8 protein-coding genes and 5 pseudogenes are annotated in these 16627 nt (G+C 61.0%); 9 read left to right on the top strand and 4 right to left on the bottom strand.

Annotated elements, in window-relative coordinates:
* Positions 1 to 1268: 1268 nt before the first annotated feature.
* Positions 1269 to 1899 (top strand): annotated as a pseudogene (locus ACVWYP_RS42695) (IS6 family transposase).
* A gap of 8 nt (positions 1900 to 1907) precedes the next feature.
* Here the strand turns inward: ACVWYP_RS42695 and ACVWYP_RS42690 are convergent.
* Complete coding sequence (locus ACVWYP_RS42690) at positions 1908 to 3176, bottom strand: IS256 family transposase (RefSeq protein ID WP_028344523.1); 1269 nt, start codon at positions 3174 to 3176, stop codon at positions 1908 to 1910.
* Between the two features lie 95 nt (positions 3177 to 3271).
* On the opposite strand from ACVWYP_RS42690, the pseudogene ACVWYP_RS42685 reads away from it, so the two are divergent.
* From ACVWYP_RS42685 to ACVWYP_RS42670, 4 genes and pseudogenes are all read left to right on the top strand, one after another.
* Positions 3272 to 3410 (top strand): annotated as a pseudogene (locus tag ACVWYP_RS42685) (IS6 family transposase); the annotation flags it as partial.
* A gap of 727 nt (positions 3411 to 4137) precedes the next feature.
* Complete coding sequence (locus ACVWYP_RS42680) at positions 4138 to 5517, top strand: aspartate aminotransferase family protein (RefSeq protein WP_035633702.1); 1380 nt, start codon at positions 4138 to 4140, stop codon at positions 5515 to 5517.
* 1735 nt (positions 5518 to 7252) lie between these two features.
* Positions 7253 to 8401, top strand: coding sequence for an N-methyl-L-tryptophan oxidase (gene solA, locus ACVWYP_RS42675; RefSeq protein WP_028344453.1), 1149 nt, complete (start codon positions 7253 to 7255; stop codon positions 8399 to 8401).
* A gap of 287 nt (positions 8402 to 8688) precedes the next feature.
* Positions 8689 to 9425, top strand: a pseudogene (locus ACVWYP_RS42670) (IS6 family transposase).
* A 382-nt stretch (positions 9426 to 9807) separates the two neighbouring features.
* Here ACVWYP_RS42670 and ACVWYP_RS42665 read toward each other — a convergent pair.
* Positions 9808 to 10326: pseudogene (locus tag ACVWYP_RS42665) on the bottom strand (IS91 family transposase); the annotation flags it as partial.
* A gap of 534 nt (positions 10327 to 10860) precedes the next feature.
* Here ACVWYP_RS42665 and trbB point away from each other — a divergent pair.
* The 4 genes and pseudogenes from trbB to ACVWYP_RS42645 form a co-directional block, all read left to right on the top strand.
* Positions 10861 to 11811, top strand: a complete 951-nt coding sequence (trbB, locus tag ACVWYP_RS42660) for a P-type conjugative transfer ATPase TrbB (RefSeq protein WP_051448102.1) — start codon at positions 10861 to 10863, stop codon at positions 11809 to 11811.
* A complete protein-coding gene (locus ACVWYP_RS42655; RefSeq protein WP_028343855.1) occupies positions 11808 to 12149 on the top strand; it encodes a TrbC/VirB2 family protein in 342 nt (113 codons plus the stop codon). The genes trbB and ACVWYP_RS42655 overlap by 4 nt, the downstream gene beginning before the upstream one ends.
* On the top strand, positions 12149 to 12424 hold the full coding sequence (locus ACVWYP_RS42650; protein ID WP_028343856.1) for a VirB3 family type IV secretion system protein: 276 nt from the start codon (positions 12149 to 12151) through the stop codon (positions 12422 to 12424). The genes ACVWYP_RS42655 and ACVWYP_RS42650 overlap by 1 nt, the downstream gene beginning before the upstream one ends.
* 7 nt (positions 12425 to 12431) lie before the next feature.
* Positions 12432 to 13994, top strand: a pseudogene (locus tag ACVWYP_RS42645) (conjugal transfer protein TrbE); the annotation flags it as partial.
* A gap of 790 nt (positions 13995 to 14784) precedes the next feature.
* On the opposite strand, the gene ACVWYP_RS42640 reads toward ACVWYP_RS42645, so the two are convergent.
* Together ACVWYP_RS42640 and ACVWYP_RS42635 are read right to left on the bottom strand one after the other, a co-directional pair.
* The gene (locus ACVWYP_RS42640) at positions 14785 to 15051 is read right to left on the bottom strand and encodes a DUF3892 domain-containing protein (RefSeq protein WP_080686996.1); all 267 of its coding nucleotides are present in this window, start codon (positions 15049 to 15051) and stop codon (positions 14785 to 14787) included.
* A gap of 1112 nt (positions 15052 to 16163) precedes the next feature.
* A complete protein-coding gene (locus ACVWYP_RS42635; RefSeq protein ID WP_028344410.1) occupies positions 16164 to 16367 on the bottom strand; it encodes a hypothetical protein in 204 nt (67 codons plus the stop codon).
* Positions 16368 to 16627 lie beyond the last annotated feature (260 nt).

Genomic DNA, 16627 nt, shown 5'->3' with positions numbered 1-16627 from the left:
GACTTCGTGCATGCGGGGTCAATGTTCGGCGTCGATTCACAATCGCAAGTGCAGTAGGCCACGGCAAGCACGGCTTGCAGGTTCGTTGTCCGCGCTTTCGGCAGGAGCTTGAGCAATTCGGGTTTGATAAAGCCGAGCGGCCGAGCGCAGCCGTGGGCACGAAAACCCAAGGGAGCACGGGCCATTCCTTATTGAGCAACGCGTCTTCCGTCGGCGTCGAGCCACGACCGCTTTACGAGAGCGCGCGGTCGTCGCGCCCTGAGTAGAATATGATTGTTGCAAACGTATAGGTTGTATGCAACCGTAGGCTTGGCGATGAACTGGGCGGGCATCAGGGCGAAGGCGATGAGGAGAAGGCTCATATACGCCTGTGTGACCAGCCGGAGCGCATTGGGCGGCTCGCGTACCGCACGATTGGTACTCATATCCACATACCGTCTCCCATGATGACGTGCGGTCGTTTCGTGGACACTTCTCCGAAGGATACTCTGTCCCAGAGCACCGTCGGTCCCTGCTTTACTACCCAGATGAAGGAACCATGGTGCGTCGCGGCTGAAAGGCCAATTCAACAACTCGGCGCCCGCGATCACCGCTGCGCCGGAGCGGACGGAGGCATGAGCTTGAGCTTTCCGTCCATCTGCGGCACCCCGTCGAGCAGGCGGCGGCGCCGACAGGGTCGGCCTTGTCGTTCAGCAGATTATTCCGGCCCCTACCGCGAGTTGTCACGGTCTGCGAGGCGCTCGAAAATGCCCATCGAGACAAGGAAATCACGGGCCCGTTGAGGAAGGAGTCTGCGTATTACCGTACTCAACCGTCTGCCTGCCGCCCGCCGGTAGTGCCGCCGCCACAATCGGTCCGTTACTGGTTCGACTCCGAGCCAACACGCGTAATGAGCAAAACCGTAAGCGTCAGCCCGCTTTGATTGGCGAGTTTCTTGTAGGCCATCTGCGATCTCCTTCGTCTGGGATGTCCCCGCACTGCGTGACCGGGGCCGTTAGGATACCTAAGCTGGTTGAGTCAGCAGCCTGCCAAACCTTGTAGGGTCCCTAACGCAACCTGTGAGATTGGCTTGCGGCAAGGACGAATTACTCGATCCGTCCCGGATGACGCACGAAGAGATGTCCGACGGACAAAGTAATCGCCGGTCCAGCTCTATCGCTCTATCGGCGCGCGGCCAGCAGCTTCGCCCATGTCCGGAGCCTCCCGACGCGGCGTGACGGCACCGTCAAGTTAACAAATTGGAGCGGCCGAGGGGGTAGACGACGGGCATGCCGACCACCCGGGACCCTCTTTATCGCCGCCATCGCTTCCCACCGGAAGTGATCAGCTATGCCGTTTGGTTGTATTTCCAGTTTACCTTAAGCTTGCGCATGGTCGAGGAAATGCTGGCCGCGCGTGGCATTGGCGTGACCTACCGTGCGCCAGTGGGGGCAGAAATTCGGCAAGGCGTTCTCCGATCGGATCCGCCAGCGCGCACCCGCTCGCGGTGACCAATGGCATCTGAACGAGGTCGTTATCTCGATCTGGCGCGCGGTCGACCAGAATGGCTTCGTTCTCGACGTCTTGATCCAGCGCCGAAGAGACTCGCGCGCTGCGCAGCGGCTCATGAAGAAGCTCTTGAAATCCGCCGGCACGCCGCCGCGCGTGATGATCACGGACAAGCTCCGTTCGTACGGCGCTGCGAGGGCGAAGATGGGCTTTCACGTCGAACATCGCCAGCACCAAGCTCTCAACAATCGGGCCGAGAATTCTCATCAGCCGACGCGGCGACGCGAGCGGATCACGAAGCGTTTCAAATCGTCCCATCAGGCTCAACGGTTTCTGTCAGTTCACGATCAGGTCGCGAACCTTTTCCACATCCCCTATCCCGGAGCCGGAGCTATGCGGGATTTTGGGTGACGAGGTGATCAGGCGGCGTGGTTTGCCGGCACTTGGATGACCTCGATGCCGTCGTTGAATCTGACACCAGCGATGACCTTCGGCAACTGATTTGTGCCTTTGAGCCGCCGCCAGGTCTTTGATGCGGCGATGACCAGCTTGAACACCATCAACTTGGCGGTGGTCGGCGACAACGCACCCTTGGTGCGCACCGTCCGGTGCCGCACGGTGGCGAACACGCTCTCGATGGGATTGCTGGTGCGCAAGTGATCCCAATGCTCGGCAGGGAAGTCGTAAAAGGCCAGCAGCGCGTCGCGGTCTTTGGCGAGGCATTCGACCGCCCGGCCGTACTTGGCGTGGTATTTCTCGGCGAAGACGTCGATAGCCACTTCGGCGGTCGCCCGGTTCGGTGCCCAATACACCTCGCGCAGGTCCTTCTTCATGTTGGCCTGCACCGAGAGCGGGACCTTGTCCAGGACGTTGACGGTCTTGTGGACCCAGCAGCGCTGGTGCCGCGTGCCGGGAAAGACCTCGTCGAGTGCCTTCCAGAAACCGAGCGCGCCGTCACCGACGGCGATTTCCGGGGCGATTTGCAGCCCACGCTGCTTCACGTCGATCAGGAGCTCACGCCAGCTCTGCGCGCTCTCCCGCACGCCGACCTGGAAGCCGATCAGCTCCTTCTTGCCTTCCGGCGTCGCGCCGATCAGCACCAGCATGCATTCGCCGTGACCTTCCATGCGGGCCTGCAAGAAGACGCCATCAGCCCACACGTACACGTATCGCCGCGCCGATAGATCGCGCTTTTGCCAACGCTCATACTCGCCCTGCCACTCGGCTGTCAGCCGGGAGATCGCCGCCGGCGACAGGTTCGGCGCGTCCTTGCCCAGCAGGGCCGTCAGCGCCTCCTGAAAATCGCCGGTCGATATGCCGCGCAGATACAGCACCGGCAACAGCGCATCCAGGCTCCGGGTGCGCCGCGCCCACAGCGGCAGGATCGCCGAGTTGAACCGGATCCGCTCGCCATCGCCGGCCGCCCCGCGGTCCCGAATCTTCGCCCGCGTGACCTCGACCGGTCCGATGCCGGTCGCAATCGTTCGCGCCGGGCCGTAACCATGCCGCACGACACGGGCGCGCCCGTCGGCTAGCTTCAAATCCTTCACCGAGGCAAGAAACGTCTCGACTTCGGCCTCCACGGCCTGCGCCAGAAGCTGCCGCGCGCCGGCGCGCAAAATATTGGTCAGTGGATCGTCGATCTCGTCGGGCTGACGAAGCGGGACAATGTTGCTAATCTCGTTCATGGCGTATCGCTCTCCTTGAGAGGTTCTGGCAGGCTCGACACCCGCCTCGATACGCCGCCTATCTCAGTCCGTCATCACCCACTTTCCCGCATAGCTCCGGAGCCGTCACTGCCGACTTCCGTCGTGCTTCGCGCGAGCGAGCCTTTGCGACTTGGCGCGAGATCTCCTCGACAAGCGCAATGGCCGAATCTCGAACCTTTAAGAAGCGCCTCCTTCAGCTCGGCGGTCGATTAAGTTGACGATGCCGATGGCGGAGATAAAGAGGGTCCCGGGGCGGTCGGCATGCCGGTCGTCTACCCCATCGGTCGCTCCAATTCGTTAACTTGACGGTGCCGGTTGGGGGGGAGCCTACAAGCGTTGGCAGGCGACGAACTCAGCGAGTTAAGGTATTCTGGAGGAAACTCGGTCGCGCATCTCCGCGCAAAGCCGGGACACCGACTAGATCAAGGAGATCACGGATGGCCCACAAGAAACTGGTCAATCAGAGCGGGCTGACGCTTACGGTTTTGCTCATCACGCGTGTTGGCCCGGAGCCCAACCAGTCCGTGACGACGCGCGGCAGCAGCTGGGATAACGTGCTGAACACACATGACACGCTGACCTTCGGCGGAGGGGCGGCTGAACGTGGTGGGCTCGAATACGTAACCGCGGTCCACGGCGCTACGACCACCGACTCTCTACGGCCTGAACGCCGCCGGCAGCTTGATGGAGGCTCCCGTCGGCGACCAACGCGTCCCGGAAATCCGGTGCTTTGTCGTGCTTGGACATCGTCCCCTCTCTGTGATCACTTCCAGACAGTGCGTCGCCGCCAGCCTGTGGTCAGACATAGGCACAAGCGAATCCCTTTAAAGAGATCGTCAACCACGACTATCGCAAGGCCCAGAGAAGCCGGGAACGGACCGGCGCTTCCCCACATGATGCTGTCCCTATCCAATTCTGAACCGATGATGTGACGCCGACCATGCTGCCCAGTTCTCAACAGGCCCGAGATGTGGCCTATCAGCTTCACGCCTATACCAACGCGCGGTCGCACCAACGGGCCGGGCCGCTCATAATTGAGCGCGGCGAGGGCCCCTACGTCTTCGACACGGCAGGAAAACGCTACCTCGATGCGATGGCCGGTCTCTGGAGTGCGGGTCTTGGCTTCAGCGAAAAGCGGCTTATCGAAGCCGCGCATCGCCAGATGCAAATCCTGCCATTCTATCATACCTTCGCCTCACGATCGAATGGGCCTTCCATCGCGCTTGCCGAGAAGCTGGTGAAGATGTCTCCGGTGCCGATGAGTAAGGTGTTCTTCACAAACTCCGGCTCGGAAGCGAACGATACGGTGTTGAAGCTGATCGCCTATCGATCGAATGCATTGGGCCAGCCCCAGCGCAAGAAGGTCATCAGCCGGTTGCGCGGCTATCACGGCGTCACGATCGGTGCGGCAAGCCTGACCGGATTTCCCGACAACCACCGCTCTTTCGATCTGCCGCTGCCCAACATTATGCACACGGGCTCCCCCCATTTCTACAAAGACAGCCGTGCGGGCGAATCGGAGGAGACCTTTGCAACGCGTCGGGCCGAGGAGCTCGAGTCGCTGATTCAGCGCGAAGGTGCCGATACCATCGCAGCATTCTTCGGTGAGCCCGTAATGGGCGCGGGCGGCGTCATCGTTCCGCCGCCGACTTACTGGGACAAAATTCAAAGGGTACTAAAAAAGCATTGCATCCTTTTGGTCGCTGATGAGGTGATTTGCGGCTTTGGCCGGACCGGAAAAATGTTCGGTTGCGAAACCTACAACATCGCGCCCGATGTAATCGTGGTGTCGAAGCAGCTCACGTCCAGTTATTTTCCGTTATCGGCGATCATAATGAATGACTACATGTTCGAACCAATCGCGGACGAGAGCAATAAGGTTGGACTGCTGGCTCATGGCTTCACGGGCGGTGGTCACCCGGTCGGAGCCGCCGTTGCGCTCGAAAACCTCAAACTTATCGAGGAGCGGGGTCTGATTGCGAACATTGGCCGCATCGGGGCCTACATGCAGGAACGGCTGCGCACGCTCGTTGATCATCCACTCGTTGGGGAGGTCCGCGGCGTTGGCCTTATTGCGGCAATCGAGCTGGTGCTGGACAAGAAACGGAAAGTCGCCGCTACTACTCCGGGCGACATTGGCAGCATCGCGAGCCGGTTGCTGCACGAGCGAGGGATCATCGTGCGGAATGTAGACGATGCATTGTCGATATGCCCACCTCTGATCGTCAACAAGGATCAAATCGACGAACTCGTCGACGGGATCACGGCCATGCTCCAGGATCTTAAGGCGACTGTAGTTAATTGTCGCGAGCCTCACTAGCGTTCACTCAACTCCGCTTAGTGCGCCTCAAGTCCGATTGCCTGGACAGATCCGCCAATGATCGATACACGGCGCAATAACGCTCATGCATTTGCCCGATCGAACCGGTGCTTCCGCAAATCCGCGGCGCAATCGAAGTTACGTAACAATTATAGGGCGAGATCGACGGCGCGAGATGCGGACGCCCGGAAGGCGTGACCCTCATCGCGGCGAATCACGAAGGCCTGCTTTTCGCAGCAAGAGGCGTTGACGATCGCTGGGCCTCGCTCTCGATCAAGGCAAACGGGATGGATTTATCTCGGTTGGCACAATGGCGACGACAGCATCTACGCCGTAAGGTCGACCAGGGCTTGGACCACGCCTCAGCCGCCGACCTCGAAGCGGCTGATCCGGAAGACGCAGCCCCTGCTTTCAAGCGACCGCCCTAAAAGGAAGCTTGAGCCGAAGCTTCTCGCCGAGAACGAGTACCGGGCCAAGTCGGCCGGGGGAAAGGTACGAACCATTCTTCAAGGACTTGCGAGAGTTCCCCGAGGTCATGCCGCTTGCTCGCGGTCAAGGTAAAGATGGTGACTTTTCTAGATTGTCTTCGGTCCCGGCAGCCTGTGGTATTGCTCTTCCAACGAAGTCTCTTGGCCGGCTCGGGCAGCTCATGCCAGCCGCCGGACAGAGCGCCAGCGGCAACTTGTAGGCGGTGGTCTCGAAGTGCCCGAATGAATGTTCTTGATGAACTCGTCTCCCCCGTCGAATGAATCATAGCCATCACGTTTGCCACAATCAGGCGCAACGCCTTTCAAGCTCGAAGCCGTCTCGCTGCAGCTCCCCGATACTGCTATGCGTTTTCATTTGCTCTTCGTCTCTTCGAGGTGGGCGCCGTTCGCTTTGATACCCGGATCATTCTCCAACCGCTTACCGCATGAGTTCGCGCGCCTGCGGCTCAATTGCAGGCGGCTCTCAAGCGGAGAACGAATTGTATACAGAGTCGGCCGTGCCATTCCTTCCTCCACCTGGTTCGAGGTCTAAACCGCGATCAACTCAGAACTTTGCCTGAAGAGGGCCGCGGTAACCCTGGCGCCCCTTTCTGGCTGCGGGTGGTGCTCGAAATGAGGAAGTGGCGATGTTCGAGCTCTCACAAATCTTGTCAGCTTTGACCTAACATCAGCAAGCGACGCGATGCCCAACAGAGGACTGTAGTGTTTGCAGAAATCGCGCCTTTCTGTCCGGCACGTCGCTTGCATTGTTCACACCACCATCACACCGTGACGAGAGGACGATGCGGAGAATGCTGTCTGGAGTTCACGAGGTGTTAATTACGATGGTCGCGGCGCTGCGTCATCGCTGCGCTTTCTCGAATCGAGAGAGCGCTCGGCTACGATATCTATCTTACGATCGTGCGCGACTGCCGGCTGCTGCTTCCGGTCGTCGCACCGTTCTCCACCGCAGCGCTCTTCGCAGCCCACGCGCTCGCGAGCTTTCTGCTGCTCGTGCCGTTATTCGCCAGCGTGGTCTTCGCGGAAGCATTGTTGGCGCTCTATGGCACTGCGATGGCGGCGGTGCTCGTCATCCGTTCGCGGACAACGATCAACGGCCGGGAGCTGCAGACTGCGCGACTGCACCCTTCAGGGATTCTTGTGCTCCTGCTGCGGCTGCAGTGTGTCCACCAAGGGCGGGGCCCTCAAAAGTGCGGTGGCGCGGCAGATCAATCGCGCGTGCTAGACAGCGGAAGAGGGAGTGAGGGATGCGTGCTTGCGAAATCGCCGTCGTCGGCCTCGGCCTGATAGGGAGTTCTGCGTTCCATGCGCTGGTGCGTCGTGGGGCCGACGTGCTCGGATTCGACCCTCTTGTCTTGGGCGAGGCTCGCGGCTCGTCGCATGGCTCATGCCGAGTGTACCGACGCTTCAATTTCGAGAGCGCGGGTTACACGGAGCTTAGCGATGCTGCCCTCAAGGGATGGCGGATGTTGGAGGCCGCCAGCGGACGAACAATCCTCATGCCGACCCGCGTACTCGAAGCAGGACCTCCCGGATCGAAGATGGTGGCCGACTCCCGCGCCGCCGCGCGCAAGGACGCCGTCTCCGGTCCGGTCACGGGAGCGGAAGCAAACGCCGCATTTCCCGGGTTCCGGCTTCCGGAAAATTGGGATGTGGTCGTCCAGGAAAGCGGCGGGATCCTGTTGGCCGAAGCGGCGATCCGCGCGTTTCGCGAAGGCGCCGAGCACCGCATCATTCTGGCTCCGGCCCGAATACGGCCGGTGGCCGCCGGCATCCGTATTTCAATGCCCCAAGAGGTAATCTTGGCCGAGAGGGCCATCATTGCTGCAGGACCGTGGATTGCCGAGCTAATCCCGGGACTCGCACGACACTTAAAGATCACCCGACAAACGGTCGGTTGGTTCAAGCCGGCCAAACCCGAATTGGTGCGTTACGGCGAGTTTCCGGCGTTTATTGTCGAAGGGGAGAAAGGAGTGGTCTACGGCTTTCCCGATTTCGAGGGACGAGGCGTGAAGGCTGCACAGCACGACCAAGGGCCAGTCGTGGGGGCAGACGCCTGGCACCCGCCTCCAACGGACGCAGAACTGGAGACTGTCGGATTGACACTCGCCGAATTGGTTCCCGGTGCGGCGGGGCCAATCGTCGAGCGCGATATCTGCCTCTACACGAACACGCTGCGAGCAGACCTGCAACCGGACGAGGGCAACGAATTCATCATAGATCGACTTCCGGCCGACCCCCGCATCGTCGTCGCGTCGCCTTGCTCCGGTCACGGTGCGAAGTTCGCCAGCGCGATTGGTACGATGCTCGCGGATCTGGCACTCGATGCGAAGCTGATAGCGCCGAACGCGTTTCGGCTCGACCGGTTCAGCGGCGTCGCGCCGCCAAGCTCCTGAGACGTCAATTGGCGTCCAATTCTGGTATTGCAGACAATGGCGTAATTGCGGTCGTGGGCTCGGGCACCAATGGAGCTCCCGCAAACAACCGATTCGCATCAACTGCCATGAAGCACTATGTTGGGCCGGAGACCGCAGTGTGCGTGGTCGGCGAGACGGGGCAAGTGGGTCTTTGAAGGCCGCCCGTAATCGGTCTGTGCCGGGAATTGCCCCAGCTGATCAAGTAGCTCGCAGGAGGGCACCGTCAAGTTAACAAATTGGAGCGGCCGAGGGGGTAGACGACGGGCATGCCGACCACCCGGGACCCTCTTTATCGCCGCCATCGCTTCCCACCGGAAGTGATCAGCTATGCCGTTTGGTTGTATTTCCAGTTTACCTTAAGCTTGCGCATGGTCGAGGAAATGCTGGCCGCGCGTGGCATTGGCGTGACCTACCGTGCGCCAGTGGGGGCAGAAATTCGGCAAGGCGTTCTCCGATCGGATCCGCCAGCGCGCACCCGCTCGCGGTGACCAATGGCATCTGAACGAGGTCGTTATCTCGATCTGGCGCGCGGTCGACCAGAATGGCTTCGTTCTCGACGTCTTGATCCAGCGCCGAAGAGACTCGCGCGCTGCGCAGCAGCTCATGAAGAAGCTCTTGAAATCCGCCGGCACGCCGCCGCGCGTGATGATCACGGACAAGCTCCGTTCGTACGGCGCTGCGAGGGCGAAGATGGGCTTTCACGTCGAACATCGCCAGCACCAAGCTCTCAACAATCGGGCCGAGAATTCTCATCAGCCGACGCGGCGACGCGAGCGGATCATGAAGCGTTTCAAATCGTCCCATCAGGCTCAACGGTTTCTGTCAGTTCACGATCAGGTCGCGAACCTTTTCCACATCCCCTATCCCGGAGCCGTCACTGCCGACTTCCGTCGTGCTTCGCGCGAGCGAGCCTTTGCGACTTGGCGCGAGATCTCCACGACAAGCGCAATGGCCGAATCTCGAACCTTTAAGAAGCGCCTCCTTCAGCTCGGCGGTCGATTAAGTTGACGATGCCCGCGACCCTGTTGAAGTCGGATAGAACGAAGGCGCGGGAGATATGCACGGTGGTGCGGCTATGGGGATAGTTTGAAATCGCGGGTTGCTATCGGCAGACTGCGGAGCTGACGTCGGCGACGATTTGGTTGCGCAATGGCGGCAATTGAGAAAGAGAGTATTTTACAGGCAGTCGCGATCGATGGCCCGCTGCATCGAATGACTTCCATCACCTAACTTCCATCACCGGTACCAGTGGGTTGGATCGTCGGAACAGCTGAAGCTGTGTCGAAAGCGCATCGATGATACGCATGACAAACCTTGGCCCACGTCAGAGCGTCCGAATCCACAGGCTACGGCTCGCCATCGTTTGGCGCTGCCCGCTCACGATCGAGAAGTTTGCGGCAGAGGGCGAGTTTGGCAGCACGGTGGCCGTTTGGCCATGAAACCGAAGTGGCGGGATGCGATGGAAGCCATCGGGCAGCGTATGAAGAAGGAAGCTGCGAATGAACTCGTCGGGCTTGAGCTTCGTGATCTTTGAGGTAAGGGCGACGTGATCCTTGTCGAGGGCTACGAGCCGGCTGTTGGCTATTGCAACGCGATGGGTATATCGGACCGAGATAGGCCAGCACCTGTGCGAGGCTACCGAACGGCCGTTTGGCGTAGACGACCCAGCTGATGCGCCGCATAGCGACGAGGTGAACTGCGAAGGCGGCAGGCTTGGCCAGGGATGCGAGATCGCCGAAGAAGTTCAGGGGGCCGGCGTTGAAGGCGACGGTCAGCCGTTCGAGGAACAGGAGTCTGAACAACTGGGCGAGCGGTTTGGCGGCCAGGAAGAAGTTCGGTCGGCTGGCGATCCAGCGCGCGCTATTGAGCGAGAGACCGCCGCCCGGCACGACGCAGTGGACGTAGGAGGACTTGGCGTGAACGCTCGAGAAGGTTCGCGAGCCAGGGATCTTGATCCCATTGAAGACTAACGGGAGATCGTCGATTTGCACGGAAATCTCGGCAGTCGGGGACGACGCGTCACCGGCGGCGAATGAACGAGGAACTCCGCCGCTAAATAATGAAAAATAGACGATCTTCAGTGCCTTCGCGCGCGCAACGTATTGCGGAATCAATTGAATGCGCCGCGAGCGGTGTCATGACCGATTCGCACTCAAGAAGTCTGCCGATAGTCTTTCAAAGCCTGGGCAAATTCACGGTCGCACATGTCTCTATGACGCGTCTGTCATCAGGGGCGGTCAGCAGCCTGCTACGCAGCAAGTATTTTTTCTCTGCCCTACGCCGGCCCCCTACGACATCTGAATACTTGTTGAACTAACCTATTTCCTGCCTTTTCTATCCATCCCCGTCGCCGATCGGTTGTTGCGATTGGCGTTCGACGGGGGACGATCGTGGTGGGCATTCCACTCCATTCGGAAGCGCTTTCGCGGGGCGCGCGCATGCTGCGCACCGCGCTTGGCCCCGCGATCGCGACCTTCCTCGAAGACCCCTCGATCGTCGAGGTGATGCTCAACCCCGACGGCCGGCTCTGGATCGACCGGCTGTCCGGCGGGCTGGAGGATAGCGGACGAACGATGTCCGCCGCCGACGGCGAGCGGATCGTGCGCCTGGTCGCGCACCATGTCGGCGCTGAGGTGCATGCCGAGAAGCCGCGCGTCTCCGCCGAGCTTCCCGAGACAGGGGAGAGGTTCGAGGGGCTTCTCCCGCCCGTCGTTGCGGCGCCGGCCTTTGCGATCCGCAAGCCCGCTGTTGCTGTTTTCACGCTGGACGACTACGCGGCGGCTGGGATCATGACGGTGGGCCAGGCGGGCGTGCTCCGCGACGCCGTCGCCGCCCGCAAGAACATCCTGGTCGCCGGCGGTACCTCGACCGGCAAGACCACCCTGACAAACGCACTACTGGCCGAGATCGCCGGCACCACTGATCGCGTGGTCCTGATCGAGGATACGCGTGAGCTGCAATGCCGCGCTCCGAACCTGGTCGCACTGCGCACCAAGGACGGCGTGGCGTCCCTGTCCGATCTTGTTCGGTCCTCCCTCCGCCTACGCCCCGACCGGATTCCAGTCGGCGAGGTACGGGGCAGCGAAGCCTTGGAGCTCCTCAAAGCCTGGGGCACGGGCCACCCCGGTGGGATCGGAACGATTCACGCTGGCACGGCGCTGGGCGCGCTTCGCCGCCTCGAGCAGCTCATCCAGGAAGCCGTCCTCACCGTTCCCAAGGCACTGATCGCCGAGACCATCGATCTCATCGCGGTGCTGCGCGGCCGCGGCCGCGAACGCCGCCTCGCCGAACTTGCTCTCGTCGCCGGCCTCGATCCCGCCACCGGCGATTACCGCGTCCAGTCTGCCGAGGCGGGCGGCCAATCCTCGATTCTCGGAGACCCGTCATGATCCAGTGTCCTTCCGCGATCCGTCGCGTTCGTCGCTGCTTCGCCGACCTCGCGGAGATTGCCTTCATCTCCATCGCCTTTGCCCCGGCGGCCTACGCCTCGGGCTCCTCGATGCCGTGGGAGACGCCGCTCAATCAGATCCTGGAGTCCGTGCAAGGTCCGGTCGCCAAGATCATGTCAGTCATCATCATCACCGTCACCGGCCTGACGCTCGCGTTCGGCGATACCTCGGGTGGCTTCCGCCGGCTGATCCAGATCGTCTTCGGCCTGTCGATCGCCTTCGCCGCGTCGAGCTTTTTCCTGACCTTCTTCAGCTTCTCCGGCGGAGCCTTGGTGTAATGGCCAGCATCGTCGATCCAGAAGTGCCGGGCTTCTTCGCGCCGGTCCATCGCGCGCTCACCGACCCCATCCTGATGGGCGGCGCGCCCCGCACGGTTGCGATCGCCAACGGCACGTTGGCGGCGGCAATAGCGCTCGGCCTCCACCTCTGGATTCCCGGGGCGTTGATTTGGGCCGTGGGGCATGCCGCTGCGGTCTGGGCGGCCAAGCGCGACCCGCTATTCGTGGACGTCGTTCGACGTCACCTCCGCTATCCATCCTATCTCGGCCAGTGAGGCTTGCATGCTGCACCTCGCCGAATATCGCAACCGTCCCCACAGTCTCGCCGACTTCCTGCCCTGGGCCGCTTTGGTCGAGAAGGGCGTCATCCTCAACAAGGACGGTGCGTTCCAGCGCACGGCGCGCTTCCGCGGCCCGGACCTCGACAGCGCAACGGCTGCCGAGCTGGTCGGCGTGACGGCCCGCCTCAACAACGCGCTGCGCCGTCTCGGCTCAGGCTGGGCGATCTTCGTCGAAGCCCAGCGCATCGCCGCCCAGACCTATCCGCACAACACTTTTCCAGACGCCGCATCAGCGCTGGTTGACCTGGAGCGGCGGGACGCATTCGAGGAGTCCGGCGCGCATTTCGAGAGCCGCTATTTCCTGACCTTCGTCTGGCTGCCGCCGGCCGAGGACGCCTCGCGCATCGAGGGCTGGCTCTATGAGGGCCGCGCGCAGAGCGGCGTCGATCCGCACGAGCTGATGCGCGGATTCGTCGACCGGACCAATCGCGTCCTGCAACTGGTCGAAGGGTTCATGCCCGAGGTGGCGTGGCTCGCCGACAGCGAGACGCTGACCTACCTGCATTCGACGATCTCGACCCGGCAACAGCGCGTACGCGTCCCCGAGACGCCGATGCATCTCGACGCGTTGCTCGCTGACGAGCCGCTCGCCGGTGGCCTCGAGCCGCGCCTCGGCAGTCATCACCTTCGCACGCTCACCGTGGTCGGTTTTCCGACCGCGACCCATCCCGGAATCCTCGACGAGCTGAACCGGCTCGCCTTTCCCTACCGCTGGTCGACGCGCGCGATCCTTCTCGACAAGACCGAGGCGGTGAAGCTGCTGACCAAGATCCGCCGACAGTGGTTCGCCAAGCGAAAGTCGATCGCCGCGATCGTCAAGGAGGTGATGACCAACGAGGCCTCGACACTGGTCGATAGCGACGCGGCGAACAAGGCCGCCGATGCCGATCTCGCCTTGCAGGAACTCGGCACCGACGATGTCGGTCAAGCCTACGTCACCGCGACCGTCACCGTCTGGGACGAGGATCCCGGTCTCGCCGCCGAGAAGCTGCGCCTCGTCGAGAAGGTGATCCAGGGTCGTGACTTCACCTGTATGCCCGAAGGGGTGAACGCGCTCGAAGCCTGGCTCGGCTCTCTGCCGGGGCACGCCTACGCCAACGTCCGCCAGCCGCCGCTCTCGACACTGAACCTCGCCCACATGATTCCGCTGTCGGCGGTCTGGGCCGGGCCAGACCGCGATGAGCATTTCCGCAGCTCGCCACTCTTCTTCGGCAAGACCGAAGGCTCGACACCGTTCCGCTTCTCGCTGCATGTTGGCGACGTCGGCCACACCCTGATCGTCGGCCCGACCGGCGCCGGCAAGTCTGTGCTGTTGGCGCTGATGGCGATCCAGTTCCGGCGCTACCGGAAGAGCCAGATCTTCGCCTTCGATTTCGGCGGCTCAATCCGCACGGCGGCGCTTGCCATGGGCGGCGACTGGCACGACCTCGGCGGAAGCCTGTCGAACAGCGCTGAAGACTCCGTGTCTCTTCAACCGCTGGCGCGAATCGGCGATGCGGCGGAGTGTGGGGTTGGTCGGCCAATCCGCACGATTGGACACATCGTAAATCGACGAATGCCCGCGGCAATTGCCATTCCGAACTAGTCCTAGCCAACAGAGCGGCAAGGCCGAGCGCTTGATAAGCACACAATGCGAAGCGTTCCTTTGACAAACTAGACGAAAAACAGGAGCGGAAAGTGACTGCTTAAGGGGCCGCCAAGATGGCGGCCTTTTGTTGCACCTAATTCGCTAGCTGCCGCTGCCAGTACACCGTGAAGTCCGCTGACTTGCCGCGCTTCAAGGCCAGCGCCGTGATGCGGTTCACCTGATCCCACGAGACGCGACGGTTGTCCTCCCGCCATGAGGACTTCCCGCTCGGGGAAATTGGTGGGTGCCGGCCTGTTTTAACTCTCAGTGGCCTGGGCTTGATCCACCGCAAGGTTCTCACCCAAAACTAGTTAATGATGTTTTCTATCACCGGACCCTGGTTCGGCCGTTGCCGGTTACTGGGAGTGTTGTGCTCCCGCCGTTAGCTGCGGTGACGTATGCGCTTTATCCGAGCCCGCTTGGGCCAATTGCTTAAGGCATCTATCGAAATCTCCCGGAGACAACTGGTGTGCCTTTCAGTTTCCGAAGTGCGCCGGATGGCCCTAATGCCGCCGCGTTGCCTCATCATTCAGTGGGCGCGCTTGAACACCCGATGGAATCGGACGAGATCAAAGGGTGGCTTTGCGGGCTTAAGCCGTACAGGGGTTTCTGTTGCCATCAAAAAGTAAGGCCGCAGAGACTGCGACAGCGAAGATCGACATGCTGGTCACGAACACTCTGGAAGACTCAGAAGATTGTCGGGAAGAAAACGATCGTTCTCGGTCTTGAGGTACTCGCGACCATCGTGGGTTTTGACGATCACCTTGACCGTCTTGCCCTGCTCAGTGATCTCATAAGCGCTTTTGTCGCGTTTGACGTTTGCAATGGCTGTTTCTTCCGAGTCTCGCCATCCTGAACCACCGACGGCTTGAATACGCCGATGGCGGTCTTGATGGCTAGGCAGCTTGGTAATGCAGGTAATACGGCGAGTCATGGCTCACCCCTATTTCGTGAGCCAAGGCTTGACCGTTAGCAGAGTCGGACTCATTATCCGATTGCTTGGAAACGTTCAGAGCCCTGCCTCACACGGTTGCAAATTTGAATCAAGTGAAGCCGTCAGTGGTCGCACACTGACGGCTTTTCTTTCGAGGTTGCAAGGCCTTCCAATCACATCACCCGGAAATTCCGCTTCACCCGTACCAGCCGGTCGTCTCCAGCGGCAGAACGGCCCAGCAAATCCCCCAACCGACCAAGCGAGGACGCACCAACTGAGGCAGCCTTACGGCACGACATGCGTCAGTATTATCCCGACCAGCAGGGCAGCTCCTAAGACCGCAATGCCAATACAGATGCGGGCCGGGGTTGAATAAGAATGGAAGCGTGGTTGTTTGAACATGCCACTATCCTCTTGTCCCTGTAACGGCGGCTGACGGATACAGCATCAGCAGTGGATCGGCTCCCTACCTACTCTAGGGGGGCGGGCTCTGCAGGCATAGCAGCATCAGTATCTGACAATGGGAGGTAAGATTGTTCGAACATGCCACGATCCTCTTGTCCCTGTAACGACGGCTGACGGGCGCCCCGGGATGAAAATGCCCGCCCCCTAGAGTAGGTAGGGAGCCGATCCACTGCTGATGCAGTACCGTCAGCCCTCGTTAGCCTTTTCGAGCTGACTCCGTGGGGCTTATCAGCATCAGGATCTGACGGTGAGACGTAAAAAGACCACCAACTTGAGCGCCAAAGTTAAGAAGCGCATTGCCCAGATCGAAAGTATGACACTAGTCCAAATTCAACCGGTCATGATGGATGGTATGTCCGAGCGGCCCCCGTGAGTACAGGCTCGTTCTCGCTGCGACTGTCATTGCTGGCTCCACGCAATTGCCGGAGCCGCGCGAGCACTATAATACCTTCCCGGGCATTCTTCTCGATATCAGCCAGCTCGAAGAAGCCCCGCCGCGCAACGCTGGTTGCGATTGACGGACAACCTATCTGATCCCAACATCGCGCAGATCGCACTCGACCGTTTGGGAGCACGCCGACATTGCGATCCTTCATAGGTATGCCGTTGCCGGCGGCCTCCATGAGTGCACGCGGCATTCCTTCACTTTAGATGCCCTTCAGAACCAGGCTCTTTGCTGATCCGACGCAAATTCCAAAGTGTGCCGCAGCCTTCGCAAGGCTGATCATTTTTCCGTCGCATGATGCGGGATCGTATTCCGGCAAGCTCAAGCGTTCGCGCATTTCCCGCACGCGAACAGTCGTCCAGGTCTCGCCGTCGCCGGTCTTGCAGCGCATCCGATTGAGCGACACGGCGAGCTCTCGATCAGGCCAATGACCAGCGAGTTTGCGAAGTGCATCAACGGCAGTGGGTGCCATATCCCCCGGATATCGGCCCGTCTTAACGCGAGCAACACGAACCTCCGTGTGCCGGCCGCCGGTCCAGTGGATGAGCAGAACCGCCTCATTGGCGTTCTCATCGAGATCGCAAACAATCTCTCGGACCACGATGTGAACCAGCCGCTGCTTAGTGCGTGTGTCCGTGGACGGTGCATTGGCGCGCAGCTCCTTGG

The organism is Bradyrhizobium sp. USDA 3262 (assembly GCF_054060035.1).
This window is presented reverse-complemented; position numbering and strand designations above follow the sequence as displayed.